Source organism: Streptomyces sp. WMMB303 (assembly GCF_029351045.1).
Taxonomy (GTDB): Bacteria; Actinomycetota; Actinomycetes; order Streptomycetales; family Streptomycetaceae; genus Streptomyces.
Genome location: NZ_JARKIN010000001.1, coordinates 5,623,581 through 5,641,258 on the forward strand (window position 1 = coordinate 5,623,581; position 17,678 = coordinate 5,641,258).

General features: G+C 74.0%; 18 protein-coding genes. 8 read left to right on the top strand and 10 right to left on the bottom strand.

The features are described from left to right. Nucleotides 1-3: 3 nt before the first annotated feature. The 4 genes from P2424_RS24380 to P2424_RS24395 form a co-directional block, all read right to left on the bottom strand. A complete protein-coding gene (locus P2424_RS24380) occupies nucleotides 4-1,059 on the bottom strand; it encodes a MoxR family ATPase (protein WP_276477856.1) in 1,056 nt (351 codons plus the stop codon). Then, entirely contained in the window at nucleotides 1,056-3,362 is a 2,307-nt protein-coding gene (locus tag P2424_RS24385; RefSeq protein WP_276477857.1) for a trypsin-like peptidase domain-containing protein, read from the bottom strand. Before P2424_RS24385 ends, P2424_RS24380 begins: the two co-directional genes overlap by 4 nt. 369 nt (nucleotides 3,363-3,731) lie before the next feature. Next, on the bottom strand, nucleotides 3,732-4,133 hold the full coding sequence (locus P2424_RS24390; RefSeq protein ID WP_276477858.1) for a CU044_2847 family protein: 402 nt from the start codon (nucleotides 4,131-4,133) through the stop codon (nucleotides 3,732-3,734). A gap of 195 nt (nucleotides 4,134-4,328) precedes the next feature. Then, nucleotides 4,329-5,771, bottom strand: a complete 1,443-nt coding sequence (locus P2424_RS24395) for an amidase (protein WP_276479110.1) — start codon at nucleotides 5,769-5,771, stop codon at nucleotides 4,329-4,331. Between the two features lie 102 nt (nucleotides 5,772-5,873). Here P2424_RS24395 and P2424_RS24400 point away from each other — a divergent pair, with 102 nt between their 5' ends. Then, nucleotides 5,874-6,545: a TetR/AcrR family transcriptional regulator gene (locus P2424_RS24400; protein ID WP_276477859.1), complete on the top strand. Its 672-nt coding sequence runs from the start codon at nucleotides 5,874-5,876 to the stop codon at nucleotides 6,543-6,545. A gap of 128 nt (nucleotides 6,546-6,673) precedes the next feature. Here P2424_RS24400 and P2424_RS24405 read toward each other — a convergent pair whose 3' ends face one another. The 4 genes from P2424_RS24405 to P2424_RS24420 all read right to left on the bottom strand — a co-directional run bounded on the left by P2424_RS24405 (nucleotide 6,674) and on the right by P2424_RS24420 (nucleotide 9,641). After that, the gene (locus P2424_RS24405) at nucleotides 6,674-7,759 is read right to left on the bottom strand and encodes a PadR family transcriptional regulator (RefSeq protein WP_276477860.1); all 1,086 of its coding nucleotides are present in this window, start codon (nucleotides 7,757-7,759) and stop codon (nucleotides 6,674-6,676) included. A 1-nt stretch (nucleotide 7,760) separates the two neighbouring features. Then, nucleotides 7,761-8,780, bottom strand: a complete 1,020-nt coding sequence (locus P2424_RS24410; RefSeq protein WP_276477861.1) for a DUF4097 family beta strand repeat-containing protein — start codon at nucleotides 8,778-8,780, stop codon at nucleotides 7,761-7,763. Nucleotides 8,781-9,088: 308 nt separating this feature from the next. Continuing rightward, nucleotides 9,089-9,268, bottom strand: coding sequence for a DUF6104 family protein (locus P2424_RS24415; RefSeq protein ID WP_276477862.1), 180 nt, complete (start codon nucleotides 9,266-9,268; stop codon nucleotides 9,089-9,091). 160 nt (nucleotides 9,269-9,428) lie between these two features. Continuing rightward, nucleotides 9,429-9,641: a hypothetical protein gene (locus P2424_RS24420; protein ID WP_276477863.1), complete on the bottom strand. Its 213-nt coding sequence runs from the start codon at nucleotides 9,639-9,641 to the stop codon at nucleotides 9,429-9,431. A gap of 157 nt (nucleotides 9,642-9,798) precedes the next feature. Between P2424_RS24420 and P2424_RS24425 the strand changes: the two genes are divergently transcribed. Both P2424_RS24425 and P2424_RS24430 read left to right on the top strand, forming a co-directional pair. Then, nucleotides 9,799-11,079 (top strand): histidine kinase, encoded by a 1,281-nt coding sequence (locus P2424_RS24425; RefSeq protein WP_276477864.1) that lies wholly within the window; start codon nucleotides 9,799-9,801, stop codon nucleotides 11,077-11,079. 555 nt (nucleotides 11,080-11,634) lie between these two features. After that, nucleotides 11,635-12,219: a transglycosylase SLT domain-containing protein gene (locus tag P2424_RS24430; RefSeq protein WP_276476010.1), complete on the top strand. Its 585-nt coding sequence runs from the start codon at nucleotides 11,635-11,637 to the stop codon at nucleotides 12,217-12,219. A 117-nt stretch (nucleotides 12,220-12,336) separates the two neighbouring features. Here the strand turns inward: P2424_RS24430 and P2424_RS24435 are convergent, their stop codons facing one another. Then, nucleotides 12,337-12,954 carry a TetR/AcrR family transcriptional regulator gene (locus tag P2424_RS24435; protein ID WP_276477865.1) on the bottom strand — a complete coding sequence of 206 codons (618 nt, stop codon included), beginning with the start codon at nucleotides 12,952-12,954 and terminating at the stop codon, nucleotides 12,337-12,339. A gap of 290 nt (nucleotides 12,955-13,244) precedes the next feature. On the opposite strand from P2424_RS24435, the gene P2424_RS24440 reads away from it, so the two are divergent. Beyond that, nucleotides 13,245-13,823, top strand: a complete 579-nt coding sequence (locus tag P2424_RS24440) for a dihydrofolate reductase family protein (RefSeq protein ID WP_276477866.1) — start codon at nucleotides 13,245-13,247, stop codon at nucleotides 13,821-13,823. 74 nt (nucleotides 13,824-13,897) lie between these two features. Here P2424_RS24440 and P2424_RS24445 read toward each other — a convergent pair whose 3' ends face one another. Continuing rightward, nucleotides 13,898-14,440: a hypothetical protein gene (locus P2424_RS24445; protein WP_276477867.1), complete on the bottom strand. Its 543-nt coding sequence runs from the start codon at nucleotides 14,438-14,440 to the stop codon at nucleotides 13,898-13,900. A gap of 123 nt (nucleotides 14,441-14,563) precedes the next feature. Between P2424_RS24445 and P2424_RS24450 the strand changes: the two genes are divergently transcribed. The 4 genes from P2424_RS24450 (at nucleotide 14,564) to P2424_RS24465 (ending at nucleotide 17,628) form a co-directional block, all read left to right on the top strand. Further along, nucleotides 14,564-14,953, top strand: coding sequence for a helix-turn-helix transcriptional regulator (locus P2424_RS24450; protein ID WP_276477868.1), 390 nt, complete (start codon nucleotides 14,564-14,566; stop codon nucleotides 14,951-14,953). Then, entirely contained in the window at nucleotides 14,950-15,588 is a 639-nt protein-coding gene (locus P2424_RS24455) for a permease prefix domain 1-containing protein (protein WP_276477869.1), read from the top strand. The genes P2424_RS24450 and P2424_RS24455 overlap by 4 nt, the downstream gene beginning before the upstream one ends. Nucleotides 15,589-15,678: 90 nt before the next feature. Beyond that, nucleotides 15,679-16,503 (top strand): hypothetical protein, encoded by an 825-nt coding sequence (locus P2424_RS24460; protein ID WP_276477870.1) that lies wholly within the window; start codon nucleotides 15,679-15,681, stop codon nucleotides 16,501-16,503. Nucleotides 16,504-16,812: 309 nt separating this feature from the next. Then, complete coding sequence (locus P2424_RS24465; protein ID WP_276477871.1) at nucleotides 16,813-17,628, top strand: class I SAM-dependent methyltransferase; 816 nt, start codon at nucleotides 16,813-16,815, stop codon at nucleotides 17,626-17,628. The last annotated feature ends 50 nt before the right edge of the window (nucleotides 17,629-17,678 follow it).

Below are 17,678 nucleotides of genomic sequence, written 5' to 3' on the forward strand. Positions count from 1 at the left end.
CGGTCACCTCGGGCGGTCGAGCGGCCGCAGCAGCATCTCGGCGAGCCGGTCGCGGGAGACCCGCTCGACGCCCGAGGCGTGCTGGGTGAGGAACAGGGCGTTGAGGAGCTGGTCGGTGGCGATGACCTGGCCCGGCTGACGCCGCAGGAATCGCTGGACCAGTTCGGCGCCGTCCTCCAGCGCCTCCTCTCCCAGATGCGCGAGGACCATCGCGGCGAGCTGCTCGTCGCCGGGCGGTTTGAGGTCGAGCTGGATGCAGCGGCGCAGCAGGGCTGCCGGGAAGTCCCGCTCTCCGTTGGAGGTGAGCACGATGAACGGGAAGGCGGTGCAGCGCACCCGGCCGCCCTCGATCCGGGCCCGGTCGCCGTCCGCTGTCAGCACCTCGGTGACCGGCTCGCGGTCGGCGATGCGTTCCAGTTCGGGAAGGGTGAACTCGCCGTCCTCCAAGACGTTCAGCAGGTCGCTGGGCAGGTCGATGTCGCTCTTGTCCAGCTCGTCGACGAGCAGCACCCTGGGCAGCGGTACCCCGCCCGGCTCGGCGGGGCGTGCGGGCAGCAGCGCGGTACCGAGCGGGCCCAGCCGCAGGTAGGAGCCGATCGGCGGGCGGGCGGACGGGGTGCCGTCTCCGGCCACCGCGCGGTCCAGTTGGACGTCCTGCAGCCGGCCGATGGCGTCGTAGTGGTAGAGCCCGTCCTGCAGGGTGGTGCGGCTGACGATGGGCCAGCGCAGCACTCTGCCCAGGCCCAGCTCGTGCGCGACCGCGTGCGCGAGGGTGGATTTCCCGGTGCCGGGATTGCCGGTGACCAGCAGCGGACGGCGCAGGTACAGGGCCGCGTTGACGGCCTCGACCTCCTCCGGGCGCGGGTGGAGGCTCTCGACCAGGCGGCGCCGGGCGCCCAGTCGCCTGGCGGTGTCGGCGCCCTCCGGGCCGGTCCCGCCGTCCGGGGAGTCCGGTCCGGTGCCGGCGCCGGTGAAGTCGCGCCAGGGCGGCGGGTCGGGCAGCTCGCGCACAGCCTCGTGCGGCACCCCCGCACCGCGGTAGATGCGCCAATCGCTCACGGTGTGCTCCTCAACGCTGTCGGCGGCCTGGGCATGAGCGGTGGTTCGCGCAGCGGTCCGTCCCCCGAGGTCCTGTGGGGCGGATCGTAGAGCAGGACGATATGCCGTGCCCAGGCCGACGAGGGATCAATTGGCATGCTGTTGACGCCTGTTGACTCTTCCGGGTCATCGGCCGGCTCGGCGTTGCGGTTGCGCAGGGTCCTGATGTGCAGCGGGACCTGCCGCGCGGAGTGCGCCTCGGCCAGCAGTTCGGCGGCGCGCCGGTGGAACTCGGCGCAGTCGTCGTGGTCCTGGCCGTCGCCGCAGCCGTGCCGCCACAGTGCCATGGCGTGCCCGGCGCCGAGCGCCGCCGCCATGGCCCGCGCGCCCGGGCCGCTGCCGACCCGTGCGCAGTAGACCGGCACCGCACCGGACGTCGCGGCGCGCAGCCTTCCGTAGGTGGCCTGCCCGCCCTCGGAACCGGGCGTGTCGTGCCCCTGGCCGGGGACTTCCCGGCGCAGCGGCACGGCCTCCAAAGGGCCGGCGAGGACGGCGGCGGCGCGGGTGCGGCACTCGGGGGTGAAGCCCTGGTCCTTGCGCGTCCGGTCGCGCACGACCACGAGTCTGCGCTGCCCCAGCGGCATGGTGTGCGGGTTGAACGGGTCGTCGGGGTCGTAGGGGCGGGCCCGCCAGGCGTCCACCGGTTCGTCGAACAGCGGGCGGGGCAGCATGAACTCCACCGCCGCGAGATGGTCGTCCACATCGCACTGGTCGAGCGCCTGGGACAGCGCGCCGCGCACCGCCTCCTCCAGCCCGGAGCGCGGCGCGTCCTCCCGGCTCTGCTCGACGGTGATCTCCTCGCGCTCGCCGTCCTCTTCCGCGGTCTGGTCCACGTCGGGCAGGCACCCGAAGGCTCCGGCGGCGGCCTCACCGGGGAGTTCGTCCTTGTCGGCCGGGCGCACCAGCGCCACCCGCCAAGCGTGCCGACCGGAGCCGTAGATGTCCGGATCTATCTCCACCAGTACGTCGGCGCGTGGCGCGGAGGCCGCGCGGTGGCCGTCCAGCACGCCGGGGACCTGGGCTCGGATGACGTCGTTGAGCAGGGTCCGGGCCGTGCGCTCCACCCACTCGCGCAGTTCGGCCAGCGCGCGGACCGCGCGCGGCGTACGCCCGGGACCTGATCGGTGGAGCGCGGCCGTCACCTTCGCGGCGTACAGCACCACCGCTTCCAGCGCGAGGTCCGGGGACGGTTCCTCCTCGGCCGTGCTGTGGTCCCGCGGGTCGTAGAGCAGGCCCGCACCCTCCCGCCAGGAGCGCGGATCGTGGTCGCGGAGCGTGTAGGGCCGGCGCAGGACCATGTTCCGCGCCTCGTTGGCCAGTTGCAGCACCTGCCCGGCCCCGGCGGGCGGCTCGATCTCGGCGAACAGCGCGTACAGCTCCGCGCGCCGGTCGACCGTGAATCCGTAGGCGGGCTCGCCGCCGGTGGGGCCCAGCCGGGCGTGCTGCCGGTGCCAGCTGTGGCCGAATCCGGTGTAGCGGCTCAGGTGGTGCCTGTCGTGTGCGGAGAGCACTTCGTGCAGCACCCGGGCGCCGCGCGGTCCCGCGTCGCACAGTTTGCGCAGGGCCGTGACGGGTGTCGCCAGGCCCGTGCCCGGCCGCCGCCCCGCTCCCTTGCTGACACCGAGCACCGTGCCGCGCCGCTGGTCGAGCACGGGCCCGCCGGAGCAGCCCTCGGTCAGCTGGTCGCCGCTGAGCATCAGCGGCCGGCCGACGACCCCGGTGGCCTTCCCGAGCCCGGTGAAGAACATCTGCTCGCCCCGGACCTCGCCCGGCGCCCAGCCGTACAGTCCGATCTCCGCGGGGGTCAGCACGGAACGGTCGCTCAGCCACAGGCAGTCGGCGTCCTCGGCGCCCGGCACCCGCACCAGCGCGAGGTCGGGGAAGGGCCAGGGGGAGGGTGGTGCCTGGGGGTCCTCGGGGCGCGGCAGTCCGAAGGCCAGCTCTCCGAGGAGGACGGTGCCGCCGCCCCCGCCGGTGCCGTCCGTGGCGGGGGCGTCCGCGCTGTCCGCGGCGTCCCCGATCGTGATGCCGATGGCGCGCTCCCCCCTCCAGACGGGCGCGGCCCCCTTGCCGAGGACGTGTGCGCACGTGAGGACCCATCCGGGAGCGACGAAGAAGCCGCTCCCCCAGAACGCTCGCCGGCTCCTGTCGCTGCGGCGGCTGTCGCCGCTTGTCCCGCTGCTTCCGTCGTACCCCTCGGGGGGTGCCCCGATGCGCACGACCGAGGCGCGAACGGAGTCGGCGAGGTTCACGGGGGCGTTCATACGGCACAGGGCGCGCACGGCAGCACGCCGAATCGTGAACCGCCGCGTCGCGCGGCTCGCGCTCCTGTCACAACGCTCCCCCCTCTACGCCGCGTCCCCCTCGACCCACCAGCAGGCTAGTGGCCGCAACTGACAGGCGGGAGTCCCGGGTTCACAGCCCGCCCGCCCCCCCTGTTGCCGGGTGGGACGGTGGTCCGCTCCCCGGCCTGAGGTCCGCCGGGCCGCGGCCCGCGGGTCCGGCGTGTGCCGGTTCGCCGTCCGCCGCTTCGCCGTCGGTCCGCGGCCCGTCGGTCCGCAGTCACCTGTTCACCGCGGCCCGGCCCGGGCGGCGACCGGGGAGTGCGCTGGGCACTGCGGCGCCGGAGCGCGTCAGCCGTCGCGCGCGCCGGTGCTCCCGGCGCCGGAGTCCGGCCCGGGGCCCGCCAGCTCGGGCTTGCGCCAGGTGAGAGTGACGGAGACGGCGCCCTTGGCCTCACCCTCGGCGAGGACCGCGGCCAGGGCCTTGCCGGACTTGACGGCGAGTTCGACGCCGAACGTCGCGCTGACCTCGTCGGGGCGCGCGTGCCGGGCGGCGGCGAGCACCGCGGAGCCCACTCCGCCGATCACCTCGTTGAGCTGCTGGGCCCGTGCGACGAGCATGTCCTGCATGCCGACGTCGTCGTACTGGAACTCCTCGGCCTCCAACGGCACTTCGTCGTCGTCCAGGACGTGCACCCGGGCCAGTACCGTCTCCCCGCCCGGCAATGTGATCTCCCGGATCTCCTGCTCCATGTGCGCCCCCCTCGCCTCCGCCGCCGACGCTCCCGTCGAGGCCCTGCTCGACCTCAACCTGCCCTGTACGGACCACCTTTGAACCCTCCCGGCCCTCCGGTCCCGACCGCACCGGCCGGGACCGGACCGGGAGCCGGCCGGGGACCGGACGGAACGCCGGGCCCCGCACGCCAGTCGCCCTGCGGCGCGGCGCTCCTAGCTCGCGGCCGGCCGCGCGGCGTCCGGGCGGGGGTCGAGGGGGGTGAGCACGCCGAGACGGTCCTCCACCGCCTGAGCGGCGTCCAGGCACAGGTCCTCGCGGAACGCGCGCCCGACGAGCTGCACACCGAGCGGCAGTCCGTCGGCCACTCCGGTGGGCACGGCGACCGCGGGCACGCCCGCGAAGCTGGTCGCCGTGCACAGGCGCATTCCCGAGCCGACCCGCTCCCGTCCGGCCCGGTCGCGTGACTCCAGGCCGGGTTCGACGGGCGGCTCGGTGAACACCGGCCCCAGCAGCAGCGGGTAGGTGTCGAGGAACTCCGCCCACGAGCGGCGGACGTTCAGCCATACCCCCATCAGGTGCATGAACTCCGCGGCGGTCGCGGGCGGGGTCTTCTCCATGTCCATCTCGATGTAGCGGCCCCCACCCTCACCGAGGAGGGTGCGCAGCACCGGCCAGTTGGGGGCGAACTCGGTCAGGACGATCCGCTGGTACGCCTCCAGCGCCTCGTCCAGCCGCGGAACGTCCGCCACCTCCCGCACGTCGTAGCCGGCGTCGCGCAGCGCGTCGGCCGCGGCCGTGACGGCGCCGCTGACCGCGGGGTGGACGCCGTGGCCGCCGGGGTCGGCGACGACCGCGACCCGCACCGGCCCGGGCAGCGGCTCACCGTTGACGGGCACCGGAACGGCCCGCGGGTCCCGCGGATCGGAGCCGGCCAGCGCCTCGTACGCCAGCCGCAGATCGGCGGTCGTGCGCGCCAGGGGCCCGTCGGTGACGAGTATCTGCGAGGCCGGTCCCGGGTCGTCCGAGCCGAAGAGCCGGTGGTCGGCGGGGAACCTGCCGACGGTGGGCTTGAGTCCCGTCACCCCGCAGAACGAGGCCGGGATCCGCACCGACCCGCCGGAGTCGTTGCCGAGGCCGAGCGCGGCCATGCCGGTGGCGACGGCCGCTCCGTCGCCACCGCTGCTGCCGCCCGGAGTCCGGCTCGGATCCCACGGGTTGACGGTGTCGCCGAACAGTTCGCTGCGGGTGTGCATCCCGGCCAGGATCAGGGTGGGGATGTTGCTGTGGCCGATGGGCACGGCCCCGGCGGCGCGCAGCCGGGCCACCGGGGGCGCGTCGGCCTCCGCGACCAGATCGCGGAAGCGGGGGACTCCCATCGTGGTCGGTACGCCCTCGACGCCCGTGGTCTCCTTCACCGTGAAGGGCACTCCGGCGAGCGGCCCCAGTTCCGCGCCGGCGGCCCGGCGCGCGTCCGTGCGCGCCGCGGCTTCCCGCGCGCGCTCGGCCATGAGCTGAGTCACCGCGTTGATCCGCGGGTTCACGTCGGCGATGCGATCCAGATGGCTGCCGACCAATTCGGCGGCCGATACGTCGCCGTTCCGGACCGCCGCCGCCTGGGCCGCGGCCGGCATCCTCCAAAGGGCGTCCCGCACGATTGCTGCCCTCCCGTTCCTGTGTCGAATCCTGAGTCGAAGTGCTGGCCGCAGCACCCTAACCCAGATCCGATACACTCGTATCGAATTAAGGAGGCGCCCCGCATGCCCAAGCAGGTGGACTACGAGGACCGACGCCGGCGGATCGCCGAGGCCGTCTGCGTACTCGCCGACACACACGGCCCCGAGGGGGTGACGATGCGCGACGTGGCCGCCCACGCGGAGGTCTCACTGGGCGCCGTGCAGCGCTGCTTCCGCACCAAGGAGGAGATGCTGGTGTTCGCCGTCGACCACGTCGGCGAGCGCGTCACCGCGCGCATGCGGGCCCGGCTGTCCGACAGCCCGGAGCCCTCGCCCGGCACCGCCCTGGAACACGCGGCCACCGAGATCGCCCTGCTCGACGGCGCGCACCGCGCCGAGGCCCGGGTGTGGCTCGCCTTCGTCGCCCAGGCCGCGGTCAGCGAGCCGCTCGCCGCCAGAATCCGGATCAGCTACGAGGCCCTCCAGGGGCTCCTCGCCCGCCTGATCACCGAGGCCGCCGAGGGCGGCCCCGACAGCCCGGATGGCCCCGGAAGCCCGGAGAGCAGCAGCGCCGCGCCACTCGATCCGCAGCGCGAGGCCCGCGCCCTGCTCGCCCTCGCGGACGGCCTGACCAGTCATGTACTCATCGGGCACCTGACCGCCGAGGAGGCCGAGGACACTCTGCGCGCGCACGTGGTCCGCCTCTGGGAGCGCCCCCGCACCGATCGCCCCGGTCAGGCCGCCCGCACCGGGTGACGGCGGTGGCCCTGAGACGCCGCCCGAGCCGACCGGCGCCCGTCCGTGCACGGTTCACGCCCGCCCGCGGCGCCGGGCAGGCCCCTAGCGGAACGGCGGAGCACACGGCTGCCCGCCGCGGGCGGCGTTCAGTTCCCGCCCGCGGCGCCCTCCGTCGATCCGCCCCCGCCCGAGGTGTCGGCGCCCCCGCCCGAACCGCGCAGCACGACCCCGATGTGGGCCGCCGCGGTGGACAGATGCCGGCGCACCTCCCGCAGCTCTCCCTCACCGACGCCGTGATCGCGCGCCGCGTCCCGCACGTCGTCACGGAAGCGGTCCAGAAGGCGCTCCAGATCGCGCGCCGGGTCACCGGTGGAGTCGGGAAGCGGCACACCGCCCCCGTCCTCGTACTCCGCTCCGGCAGGACCGGTGGGCTCCTCCGCGGGGCGGGGCGGCGACTGACCGGCGAACCGCCCCAGATCGCCCATCTCACGGGCGAGTTCGGACATGCCGTCGCGGACGGCGCCCGACCAGTCGCCGCCCCGCATCCGCGTCTGCACCTGCTCCTGCACCTGGTGGGCGATACGCCGCACCTCGGCGAGCGCCGCGCTGTGCGCCTCGCGCTCCTTGCGGGCCTGGTGCTTGGCCTGCTGGGCCTCCTCCTTGGCCCGGCGGGCCTGCTCCTTCCACTCGTCCTTGGCGCGGCGCATATCCTCCTTGGCCTGCCGCCACCCCTCCTTGTCGGTGCGCACGCCCTCCCGGGCGCCGCCCCAGGCGCTCTCCGCGCCGGGAGCCGCCCCGGTCCCGGAGGCGGCTGCGGAGCGGCCGCCTCCGCCCTTGGCCCGGCCTCTGGCGTCCCGCGCCTGCTGCCGCATCTCGCGCCGCAGGTCGCCGGCGGTGCCACTGACGTCCTCGCGGATGTCGGCGGCGAGCGCGGCCACGGAGTCGCGGATCTCCACCTCCAGCTCGGCGAGTTCGGCCTGCCGGTCGGCCAGCTCGGCCCGGCCGGCCTCCGTGATCGAGTAGACCTTCCGGCCGCCCTCGGTGGTGTGGCTGACCAGCCCCTCGGCCTCCAGCTTGGCCAGCCGGGGGTAGACGGTCCCGGCGGAGGGCGCGTACAACCCTTCGAACCGCTCCTCCAGGAGACGGATGACCTCGTAGCCGTGCCGGGGTGCCTCGTCGAGCAGCATCAGCAGATACAGGCGCAGGCGGCCGTGAGCGAAGACGGGAGGCATGTCACAGGTCCTTCGCCGGAGAGGGGGTGCCCGGCTGCCCGGACGGGTGCGGGTCGCGGGCCGGCCCCGCCTCCCGGGTGGGCGCGTCGCGGCCGGAGCCGGGCCCCGGTGCGGGCCGCGGAACCTCGGCCCGGGACCCGGCGTCGGAATCGGGGTCGAGATCGGCCGGGCCGGCGCCGTCCTCGGAGAGGTCAGCGCCGGACGGCCGGCGGAGGAGGGCGAGGCCGCCGGAGACGTTCACGGCGTGCAGGGCTCCGCGGCCGCTCCCCAGGGTGCCGGTGATGCGGTGGTCGCCCCAGCCGCCGGTGCGCAGGTGGTCGAAGGCGCTGGAGACCGCGCCGCCCGTGGTGTGCGCGTCCACCGTGAGGTCCGCGTCGTCGGGGAGCCGGAGCGCGAGCTCACCCGAGACGCTGGAGAGCCGGATGTCGGCGGGCCGGTCCCCGCGGGGCGAGGCAAGGTCGAGGATCATCGCGCCGCTGACCGAGTCCGCCCTGATCTGATCGGCCGAGGCGTCGATGCACGTCAGATCCCCGGAAACGGTGGAGAAGCGCAGCGAGCCGGAGAGGCGCTGGGTCTCCACGCTGCCGGAGACGGTGTCGGCCGCCACGGGACCGGACAGCCCGACCAGGGTCGTGTCGCCCGAGACCCCGGCCACCCGGGTGCGGCCGTGCACCCCGGAGACGACGGCCACGGCCGTGACGACGCCGACCGACAGTTCGACGTGCGCCGGCACCTGGACGGAGACCTCGGCCTCGCGTCGCCAGCCCTTCCGGTCCAGCCACTTGAGGAAGCCCCGCCAGGGCAGATCGTCGTAGGCGAGGACGAGTCTGCCGCCCTCCCGCCGGACCCGCAGCGGCGGCCCCTTGATCTTGTCGATCTCGACGCGGGTGGTCGGCTCCTGGGTACCGACGACATTGACGGTCCCGCCCACCAGGCGGACTTGGAGTTCCGTCACCGGATCGTCGAACTCGAACCGCTGCGGCGTCGTGATCTCCCACGAGCGCTCGTCGGGTGCGGTCACTGCGCGGCCTCCCAGGCTCGGGCACTGCGGGCGCAACGGAAAGCCGTACGGACCGGCCGTACGGCACCGCAGCGCGACGACATATCGCGTATTGCTGTAGACACGATATGTCGCGTATCGCGAGCCGTGCAAGGCCTCCCGGGCCGAACGGCCCTCACGCACGCCCGGACCCGGCCCGTTCCGGCCCTTCCTCCCCTTCCACCTCTCCCGACGGCGACGGCCTGCCCGGTCCGGGCCGGTCGACTCGTCGTCCGGCCGGAAGGGCCTGGTCAGCCTCTGTCGGCTCGCTCGGCCCTCGTCGCTCGTCGTCAGTCCTCGTCCTCGTCGTCCAGTCGCGCCAGCCAGGTCGCGAGCCGCTCCACCGGCACCTCGAAGTCGGGGTTCAGATCGACGAAGGTGCGCAACTGCTCGGCCAGCCACCCGAAGCTGACCTCCTCCTCGCCGCGCCGCTGCGCCAGCTCTTCGATGCCACGGTCGGTGAAGTACACGGTTCTGCTCCTGGTCGGTCCGTACGGGGAGTGGCAGTGCGGCCTGCCGCCGCCTCAGAATATGCCGCGGCCTCGCCCCTCCCGCCCCGCCGGGTGGGAGCACCGCCGACGCGGCCGCCCGCGCCACCCCCGTCGACCACGTCGACCACGTCGACCACGCTCAATCGCGCGGCCCCACCGAGTCCGAGGCCGCACCGACCGCGACCGCGAGGACGAGCAGCAGGACGCAGGCGTAGATCTCGTAGCCGTCGAGGAAACCGATCCGCTGGACCACCGTCCACAGATTGAACCGGCCGCCGGTCACCTCGTGCAGGATGCCTCCCGCGCCCTGGGTGAGGAGGACGAAGGACACGAACCCGAGAAAATTCTTCATGGCGGCAGACTGGCCCGCTCGAGCCTGCCGCCGGATCGGGCTTCGGCCCCGGCGGAGGCGACGAAAGTCTGCGAGATCCCACGCCGGTGTCATACCGAAGTCGGCAACCCCCGGCGCACCGGCCCCGACAGCCTCCGGTCCGCCGTAGATTCGCCGCATGGGATTGCTCGGCATCGAACGCGACGAACGGCCACCCGCCGCGGGACGGCTGCTCCACCGCGGCAGCGAACCGGCGCGCCGCGCCGCGCGACGGACACGCCGACCCCTGCGGCACCACGAGGAGGGCGGCACCGCCTCCCGCGCCCTCCGCGGGGTACGGGACCGGGCCGTCGACACCGGCGCGTTCCTGTTCGCCGGGTGCTTCCTGGTACTCACCGCGGACTCGGTGGTGATCGACCCCGGCACCTCAGAGACCGCACTGTTCCTGGACCAACTGACCGGCGCACTGGCCTGCGCGGCGCTGTTCCTGCGGCGTCGGCAACCGGTGGCGCTCGCCGTCGGACTGCTGCTCCTGGAACCCTTCTCGCACTTCGTCACCGGACCGATCCTGGTGGCGCTGTTCACCGTCGCGGCCAACAGACCGCCCCGCGTGACCGGGTACCTGGCATGCATGACCTTCGTGCCGGTGCCGTTCCTCCTGGCGATCGGACCGGCGCCGGACGACCCCAGAACCGCGTCGGCCGCCACCTACTTCGCACTGGTCGCCGGGAGCATCGGCTGGGGGCTGTACGTACGGTCGCGGCGGCAACTCCTCGCCTCGCTGCGCGAGCGGGCCGCACGGGCCGCGGCCGAGGCGCGACGCGAGGCGCGGGAGGACATCGCCCGCGAGATGCACGACGTGCTGGGCCACCGCCTCTCCCTGTTGAGCGTCCACGCGGGCGCCCTGGAGTTCAACCCCGGCGCCGGCCCGCAGGAGATCGGGCAGGCCGCCGCTGTGATCCGCGACAGTGCCCACCGGGCGCTGGAGGACCTGCGGGACGTCATCGGCGTACTGCGTGCCCCGGAGGACGGCAACCGCCCCCAGCCGGTGCTCGCCGACATCGGAGACCTGGCGGACGAGGCCCGGCGGACAGGCGCCACGGTCGCACTCGATGTCGCGGTGACGGGGGGCCCGGACTCGGCACCCGCGGTCGCGGGCCGCACGGCGTACCGCATCGTCCAGGAGGGCCTGACGAATGCCCGGAAGCACGGCGCGCATCCCACCGCGCCCGTCTCCGTGACCGTACGCGGCGCCTCGGGTGAGGGCCTCACCGTCGAGGTCCGCAACCCGGTGCGGCACGACGGGGCCGCCCGCGGCCCCGCCGGTCCGCGGCTCCCCGGCGCGGGGCAGGGCCTCATCGGACTGGCGGAGCGCACACTGCTCGCCGGCGGCACCCTCGAATACGGCAGGGACGGCGCGGACTACCGCCTCTACGCGGCGCTTCCCTGGCCCGGCTGACCGGGCGGGCGGACGGCCGGCACACGCGGGCGGCCCGCACCACCAGCCGCGCCAGCTAGCCGCGCCCGCGGCACCGCCGTCAGCGGCCGGTGATCAGCGACCATCAGCGTCTCGTCCGGATTCGCGCCGAGTTCCCGACAGACCGTCCGGCAGAACGCCGGGTCCGGCTTCTCGGTGGCGTGCTCGTAGGAATGCACCCAGCACGAGAAGCGCATGCACGTCCCCGGCGCGGACCCGGAACCGGTTGCAGCGGGTGTGGGGGTGGTTGCCGGGTGTGGCGGGGAGGGGGTCTGGTGGGGTGGGGGTTGTGAGGCCGCCCATAGGGTCCACGTCACCTACGACCCACCCTCGTATGTCCGAAATGCCGGTATCGGAGTGGGTGAGGGGGTCACGGCCCCGGACCGGCACGGAGGGACGAATACGGGTCGTAGGTCACCTGTTTGCCCGGGTGGGGGGTGCCTCCCGCACGGTGGGCCCCACGCCGCAACCAGACCACCGGCACCCCCACGCCGGAACGCGGCGCCACGTCCCCCCGCGAAAGGTCCCCCGCCCCTCATGCGCACCACTCTCACCGCCCTGAGTACCGTCCGCCCCACCCGCCGCCTGGCCGTCAGCGGCCTGACCGCCCTGGGCGCGGCCGGAATCGCCGCCACCGCCCTGACCGGCACCGCCCACGCCGCCCAGCCCCAGACCCAGACCGCCGGCCCTGCCACCCACCAGGCCGCCGCCACCGCCCAGCACCTGACCGCCCAGGCCGACCACGCCGCCAAGAACACCAAGAGCACCGAGAACGGCAAGGATGGCGGCAAGGGCGAGTACGCCGACAACCTCGACGGCTGGATCCGCGAGGCCCGCGCCATCATGGCCAAGCACGACATCCCCGGCAGCTACGACGGCATCAAGCGCAACATCATCCGCGAATCCGCCGGCGACCCCCACGCCGTCAACGACTGGGACGTCAACGCCAAGAAGGGCACCCCCTCCAAGGGACTCCTCCAGGTCATCCAGCCCACCTTCGACCAGTACCACGTCAAGGGCACCCCCGACGACCTCACCGACCCCGTCGCCAACATCGTCGCCGCCTGCAACTACGCCGCCGACCGCTACGGCACCATGGACAACGTCGACTCCGCCTACTGACGGACACAAACAACACGCCACCGCCACACCCCGGCAACGCGCCACGGAGCGGGCAGGCGGGAGGAACACACCTCCCACCCGCCCGCTCCCTCGCATGTGCTCTGCCGGGACCACCGGTCAGCTGCCGCGCACCTCCTCGCCTCCCTCGTCCGGCGCCGCACTGTCGCCGAAGACGCGGGACACCATCGCCTGGATCAGGCGGTCGGCGCCGAAAGGGTCGCGCAGGATGTCCGGGGCCGTCATGTCGTCGAGCAGCAGGCCCGCCATGGCGAGGTAGAGAAGGGCGACACCCAGGTCGTCGCCGGGCATCCCGGCGTCTCGGTGGTAGCCGAGCAGGCCCTGGAACTCGGCGCGCAGGAAGCCGGACAGCTCCTCGTACAGCTCGGGGCGGCGGGTGGCCTCCAGTCGCAGTTCCAGCATGGCCAGATAGCTGCTGCGGTCGGCGCGCATGCGGGCCAGCAGGTCGCGCATCAGCTCCACTTCGAGCCCGAGCGTGCGCGGGGCGCTCATGCGCGCCGCCAGTGCCGCTTCGTCCGGCGTGAGCCGCTCACGGGTGCGGCGCATGGCCTGGGTGAGCAGGTCGCCGCGGTGGGCGAAGTAGTTGGAGGCGGTGCCGGTGGGCACTCCGGCTTCCTTGTCGACGGCGCGCAGTGTCAGCCCGCGGGAGCCCTCCCGCGCCAGCACCTCGATGGCCGCGTCGAGCAGCGCGGTGCGCCGCTCGGTGTTCTGCCGCATGACGACTCCCTGGTCTCCTGACGGTTGGCGGTTCTTTCCGAACCCCCTTGCACCACTTCACTTGAAGTACTATGTTCAAACCACTTCAACCAGAGTACTCCGCGTGAGGCGCAAAGGTGCCCACCGGCCCGAGACCCGGTCGCGCCGACGGCTCGACCCCACCCGGGATCCCGACGGCACCATCCCCTCACGCCCGGCTCACCCGCGGACACACTCCTCGGCGACGGGGCCGCGGCACCACCTCATCCCGCCCCCGGCAGAACAGCCACCGGCCACGAAGGAGCAACCTCATGCGCAAACTCGTCTACTACGTCGCCGTCACGATCGACGGATTCATCGCGGGCCCGCAGGGCGAGTACGACTTCTTCCCGGTGCCCGACGACTTCGTCGCGGCCACCGTGGAGAATCTGCCCGAGACGCTCCCCACCCCCGCACGGGCGGCGATGGGCCTGTCGGAGGCCCCGAACCGGCGTTTCGACACGGTGCTGATGGGCCGCGGCACCTACGAACCGGCCCTCAGCCAGGGCGTCACCAGTCCGTACGCGCATCTGCGCCAGATCGTCTTCTCCCGCACGCTCCCGACCGAGACGGACCCGGCGGTGGAGATCGTGCGGGACCGGGACCCGGTCGAGGTGGTACAGGAGCTCAAACAGCGGCAGGGCCAGGACATCTGGCTCGCGGGCGGCGGGAAGCTGGCAGGTCCGCTGCTGGAGGAGATCGACGAGCTGATGATCAAGCGCAGCCCCCGGCTGGCCTGCGCCGGAGTCCCGCTCTTCGACGGCGACTTCGCGCCGACCCCGTTCCTGCCCGTGGCCACCCGCGACTTCGCGTCGGGCATCAGCATGACCACCTACGAGCGGGAGCGCTGACCCGGGCGGCAGCACGCCCTTCCGGTCGCGGCGCGGGACCCTTGCCCGGGGTGTCCCGCGCCGCGGACCGGGTGTCAGGCGCTGGTGGTCGAGCCCGGGCGGAGGATCATCAGGATCACCACCGTCGCCCACAGCAGGTTGAAGACGCCGGTCACCATGGCCAGTCGGGCCGTTGCGGCACGCGGGTCGGGTATCCGCGGCACGCTCTCGCCCTCGTCGAGGCCGACACCGGCCGCGCCCAGCAGTCGCGCCTGGCGAGGCAGGACGACGGCGCCGAGGAGGACCGCGGCGAGGGTCGTCAGGACGACGGAGGCGAGCAGCCAGGCGTCGGTGAGGACCCCGAGCTGAGCGCCGGTGGCCACACCGAAGACCGGTACGGCCACACCGAAGACGGCGTAGGCCCGGCAGACGCGGTGCAGCAGCGCCGCACCCGCCGCGCCGCCGGGCGACGCCTCGCCACCCGGGCCACGAGAGGCACCGGAAGCACCCGAAGCACCCGAAGCACCCGAAGCGAGCAACTCCCGGGCTCTGCGCGGGAACATCGAGGCGGCGACGGAGATCGGCCCCACCGCCAGGATCGCGGCCAGGACGTGCAGGGAGAGCAGCAGCTTGGTCACCAGGGCTCCGATTCGACAGGGCGAGGCGGCAGGGCCGCCGACGCGTCCGCTGGGGGCACCGACGTCGATACGTTGGCAGCCAATAGGTAGCACAGCAATATATTCACTGCCTACACTCGACTCATGAAGACGGAAGCGGTACGCGGACACCTCGACGGGCTGCTGCTGGCCGCGCTCGAGGACGGGCCGCTGCACGGATACGCGATCATCACCGCGGTCCAGGAGCGCAGCGGCGGGGTGCTGGAGCTGCGGACGGGCACGGTCTATCCCGCGCTCAACCGGCTGGAGCGGCTGGGTCTGCTGGCGAGCGACTGGCAGTCCGTCGGCGAGAGGCGCAGGCGCTGCTACGCCCTCACCGGAGCCGGGCGGCGGACACTCGCGGACGAGCGCACCGGGTGGCGGCAGTTCACCGCGGCGATCGGCGCGGTGCTCGACCCGTCCGGGTCGACCGGGAACGCCCCCACCAGCGGCCCGGCGGCCCTCGGGCCCGCCCGGCACCGGCCCGCGACATGAGCGCGCCACAGCGGCGCCCCGACCCGCTGCTCGCCTACACCGCGGAGCTGCGCGCGGCACTGCCGGGGCCGGCCCGTGCCGCGTCCCGCATGGTCGAGGAGATCCACCACGGGCTGCTGGACGCGGCGGACACCTACGTCCGGGAGGGCGTACCGCGCGCCGACGCCGCACACCGGGCCGTGCGCGACTCCGGGCCGGTGGCCGAAGTCGCGCCCGCATGCCGGCGGGAACTGGCGCTCGCCCAGACCCGGCACACCGCGCGTGCGGCCGCGCTCTGCGCCCCGCTGCTGCTGGCGTGCTGGGCGCTGGCGCGCACGACCCTCGGCACGGCGGCCGCTCCGCTGGCGCTCCTCGCCGCCGTCAGCGCGCTGCTGGCCGTGGCCGCCCTGGCCGGGACCGGCGGCCCATCGGCGCGCCGGTTCGGCGTCCCCGAGGCGCTGCCCCGGCTGGTCGCCTGGACGGGGACCGGCGCGAGTGCCGCCATGGCGGCGGCCACCCTGACCCTGGCGTGCACCGCCGCCGCCACCGCGCGGTGGCCGCTGCTGCTGCTCGCGGGGGCGCTGTCCGCCGCCTCGCACGCCGTACTGGGCACCTCCGTCCGGGTGTCCCGGCGCTGTCTCGCGCACGCGGGCTGACTCCGCGCCCCGCGAGCCCACATCCTGCTGAATCGGGCGTTCCCGAGGGGTCCGGCCGGCGCTCTCCAGGCCGCCTGGGAGCCTGGGACCATGTGCGTCTCCCTGGGCCCGGCCGACTTCTCCGGCACCACGCTGTACATGGGACGGCTGCACCACCCCGAGCACGGGCTGGTGCACGTCCTCGGCTACCAGAACACCGCCGTCAACCGCGCCGACGGCCCCAACGCCATGTTGCTGCATCTGCCCGCACGGACGATGACACAGGACAACTTCCTCGATGTGGGGCGCAGTTCCGACGTGCTGGAGCGGATGGTGGAGGCCGTACGGCCCCGATCGGTGGCTGCGGGCGGCATGGCCTGGATGGGACACGGCACGCCGACGCCGGAGGTGCAGGTCTTCGAGCACGACATCTACACGGTGCTGCTCGCCTCCGACCCCACGGCGCTGCCCGCCGCGCTGCACCGCGTTCCCGCACCCAGGCGGCCGTCCCTCGACCCGGCGCTGCTGCGGTTCTACGCCGAGCGCTATCCCGGGTACGCGATGGCCGTGTGCTGCTTCGACAACACCGAGGCGGCCCAGGCCAAGCCCCTGCTGATGTGGTACCCGCCGCTCGCGCCCGATGTGCTGACGGCGCCCGCGCTGGACGCCCACACCGGTCGGCCTCCCGGCATGGTGGGCAAGGTGCCGGTCGACCACTGGGTGCTCTACGGCAGTGACGAGACACCACCGGACTGGGGCGCACCGGTGGACTACGGCCGCGGAATGCGCCATCGGCTGCGGGAGTTCCTGCCCGCCGCGGTACGCGGCGAGCACTTCTCCGGGCTGCTGCCCAACGGGGACTTCGCGCTCGGCCACGCCGACCTGCTGTCCGGCGCACCGGGCCGGGTGGCGCGGATCGCCGAGCCGGTGGGCTGAGCGGCCCGTTCACCCCGCGCCGTACACCGGTTCCGGCGGAGGCGACGCGGCGAGCGGTTCGCGCTCCGGCGTTCCGGTGCGGCCGCCTCCCGGCAGCCGCCCGCCGTGCCCGCGGCCTTCCCCACCGGCCGTGGGTCACTCCTGCGGGTGATCCGGGCCCCGGACGGCGGAGCCCGGCCGTGCGGCGGCGGCCGCAGCCGCCGACACTCGAGGCAGAGCGCTCGCGGTGTCAGGTGCGGTGCCCGCGCACCGGAGGCGCCGCCCCGCCGCCGTCCCCGCCCGTGCCACCGCCTCGCCGCCGGAGCCCGTATGGCCAGCAGGAAGAATCTCGTCGCCGACCGGACCGCCCTCGCCCACAAGGCCCGGTACGCGCTGGCGCACCCGCAGCGCGTCCCCGGCCATCTCCGGCGCGCGGGCCGCGACCGGTGGCTGGCGTTCAAGCACCGCGACCACGTCAGCTACTACCGTGCGGTGATGGCCTCCGACACCCGGCGCGATCCGGACGCGGCGGTCGGCAGCCCGACCCGGGAGGGGTGGCTGAAGCTGGGCGAGTTGCAGTTCAGCTATCTGCGGCGGCACGGCCTGGCGCCGTCGGCGCGGATGCTGGACATCGGCTGCGGCAATCTGCGTGCGGGCTGGCGCTTCATCGAGCACCTGGAGGCGGGCCATTACTACGGCATCGACATCTCCCCCGACGTGTTGATCGCCGCGAAGCGCACGCTCACTGAGCGCAATCTCCAGGCCAAGCTTCCCCATCTGACCCTGACCCAGGATCTGACGTTGGATTTCCTGCCGGCCGCGCACTTCGACGTCGTCCACGCGCACAGCGTCTTCTCGCACTCGCCGCTCGACGTGATCGAGGAGTGCTTCGCGCACGTGGGCCGGGTGCTGGCTCCGGGCGGCTTCTTCGACTTCACCTTCGACCGCACGGTCGGTGCCGAGCACCACGTGCTGCGCGAGGACTTCTACTACCGAACCGAGACACTGACCGAACTGGCCGCGCGGCACGGCCTGCGCGCCCGCTTCATGGACGACTGGGAACTCCTGGGGCACGGCCAGTCCAAGATCCGCGCCAGCGCCGGGACCGCCCGGACGACCGGAGCGGCGCCGCCCCTTCCGGCGTGACCGCGTGCCCGGCCCGGCGACGCCGGGCCGGGCACGCGTGAAGGCCGGAT

What these genes read in the sequence shown, in the direction of transcription:
- P2424_RS24385 (WP_276477857.1), bottom strand. Translation starts at nt 3,362, where the DNA reads ATGAACGCCCCCGTGAACCTCGCCGACTCCGTTCGCGCCTCGGTCGTG.
- P2424_RS24390 (WP_276477858.1), bottom strand. Translation starts at nt 4,133, where the DNA reads ATGGAGCAGGAGATCCGGGAGATCACATTGCCGGGCGGGGAGACGGTA.
- P2424_RS24400 (WP_276477859.1), top strand. Translation starts at nt 5,874, where the DNA reads ATGCCCAAGCAGGTGGACTACGAGGACCGACGCCGGCGGATCGCCGAG.
- P2424_RS24405 (WP_276477860.1), bottom strand. Translation starts at nt 7,759, where the DNA reads ATGCCTCCCGTCTTCGCTCACGGCCGCCTGCGCCTGTATCTGCTGATG.
- P2424_RS24420 (WP_276477863.1), bottom strand. Translation starts at nt 9,641, where the DNA reads ATGAAGAATTTTCTCGGGTTCGTGTCCTTCGTCCTCCTCACCCAGGGC.
- P2424_RS24425 (WP_276477864.1), top strand. Translation starts at nt 9,799, where the DNA reads ATGGGATTGCTCGGCATCGAACGCGACGAACGGCCACCCGCCGCGGGA.
- P2424_RS24430 (WP_276476010.1), top strand. Translation starts at nt 11,635, where the DNA reads ATGCGCACCACTCTCACCGCCCTGAGTACCGTCCGCCCCACCCGCCGC.
- P2424_RS24435 (WP_276477865.1), bottom strand. Translation starts at nt 12,954, where the DNA reads ATGCGGCAGAACACCGAGCGGCGCACCGCGCTGCTCGACGCGGCCATC.
- P2424_RS24440 (WP_276477866.1), top strand. Translation starts at nt 13,245, where the DNA reads ATGCGCAAACTCGTCTACTACGTCGCCGTCACGATCGACGGATTCATC.
- P2424_RS24450 (WP_276477868.1), top strand. Translation starts at nt 14,564, where the DNA reads ATGAAGACGGAAGCGGTACGCGGACACCTCGACGGGCTGCTGCTGGCC.
- P2424_RS24455 (WP_276477869.1), top strand. Translation starts at nt 14,950, where the DNA reads ATGAGCGCGCCACAGCGGCGCCCCGACCCGCTGCTCGCCTACACCGCG.
- P2424_RS24460 (WP_276477870.1), top strand. Translation starts at nt 15,679, where the DNA reads ATGTGCGTCTCCCTGGGCCCGGCCGACTTCTCCGGCACCACGCTGTAC.
- P2424_RS24465 (WP_276477871.1), top strand. Translation starts at nt 16,813, where the DNA reads ATGGCCAGCAGGAAGAATCTCGTCGCCGACCGGACCGCCCTCGCCCAC.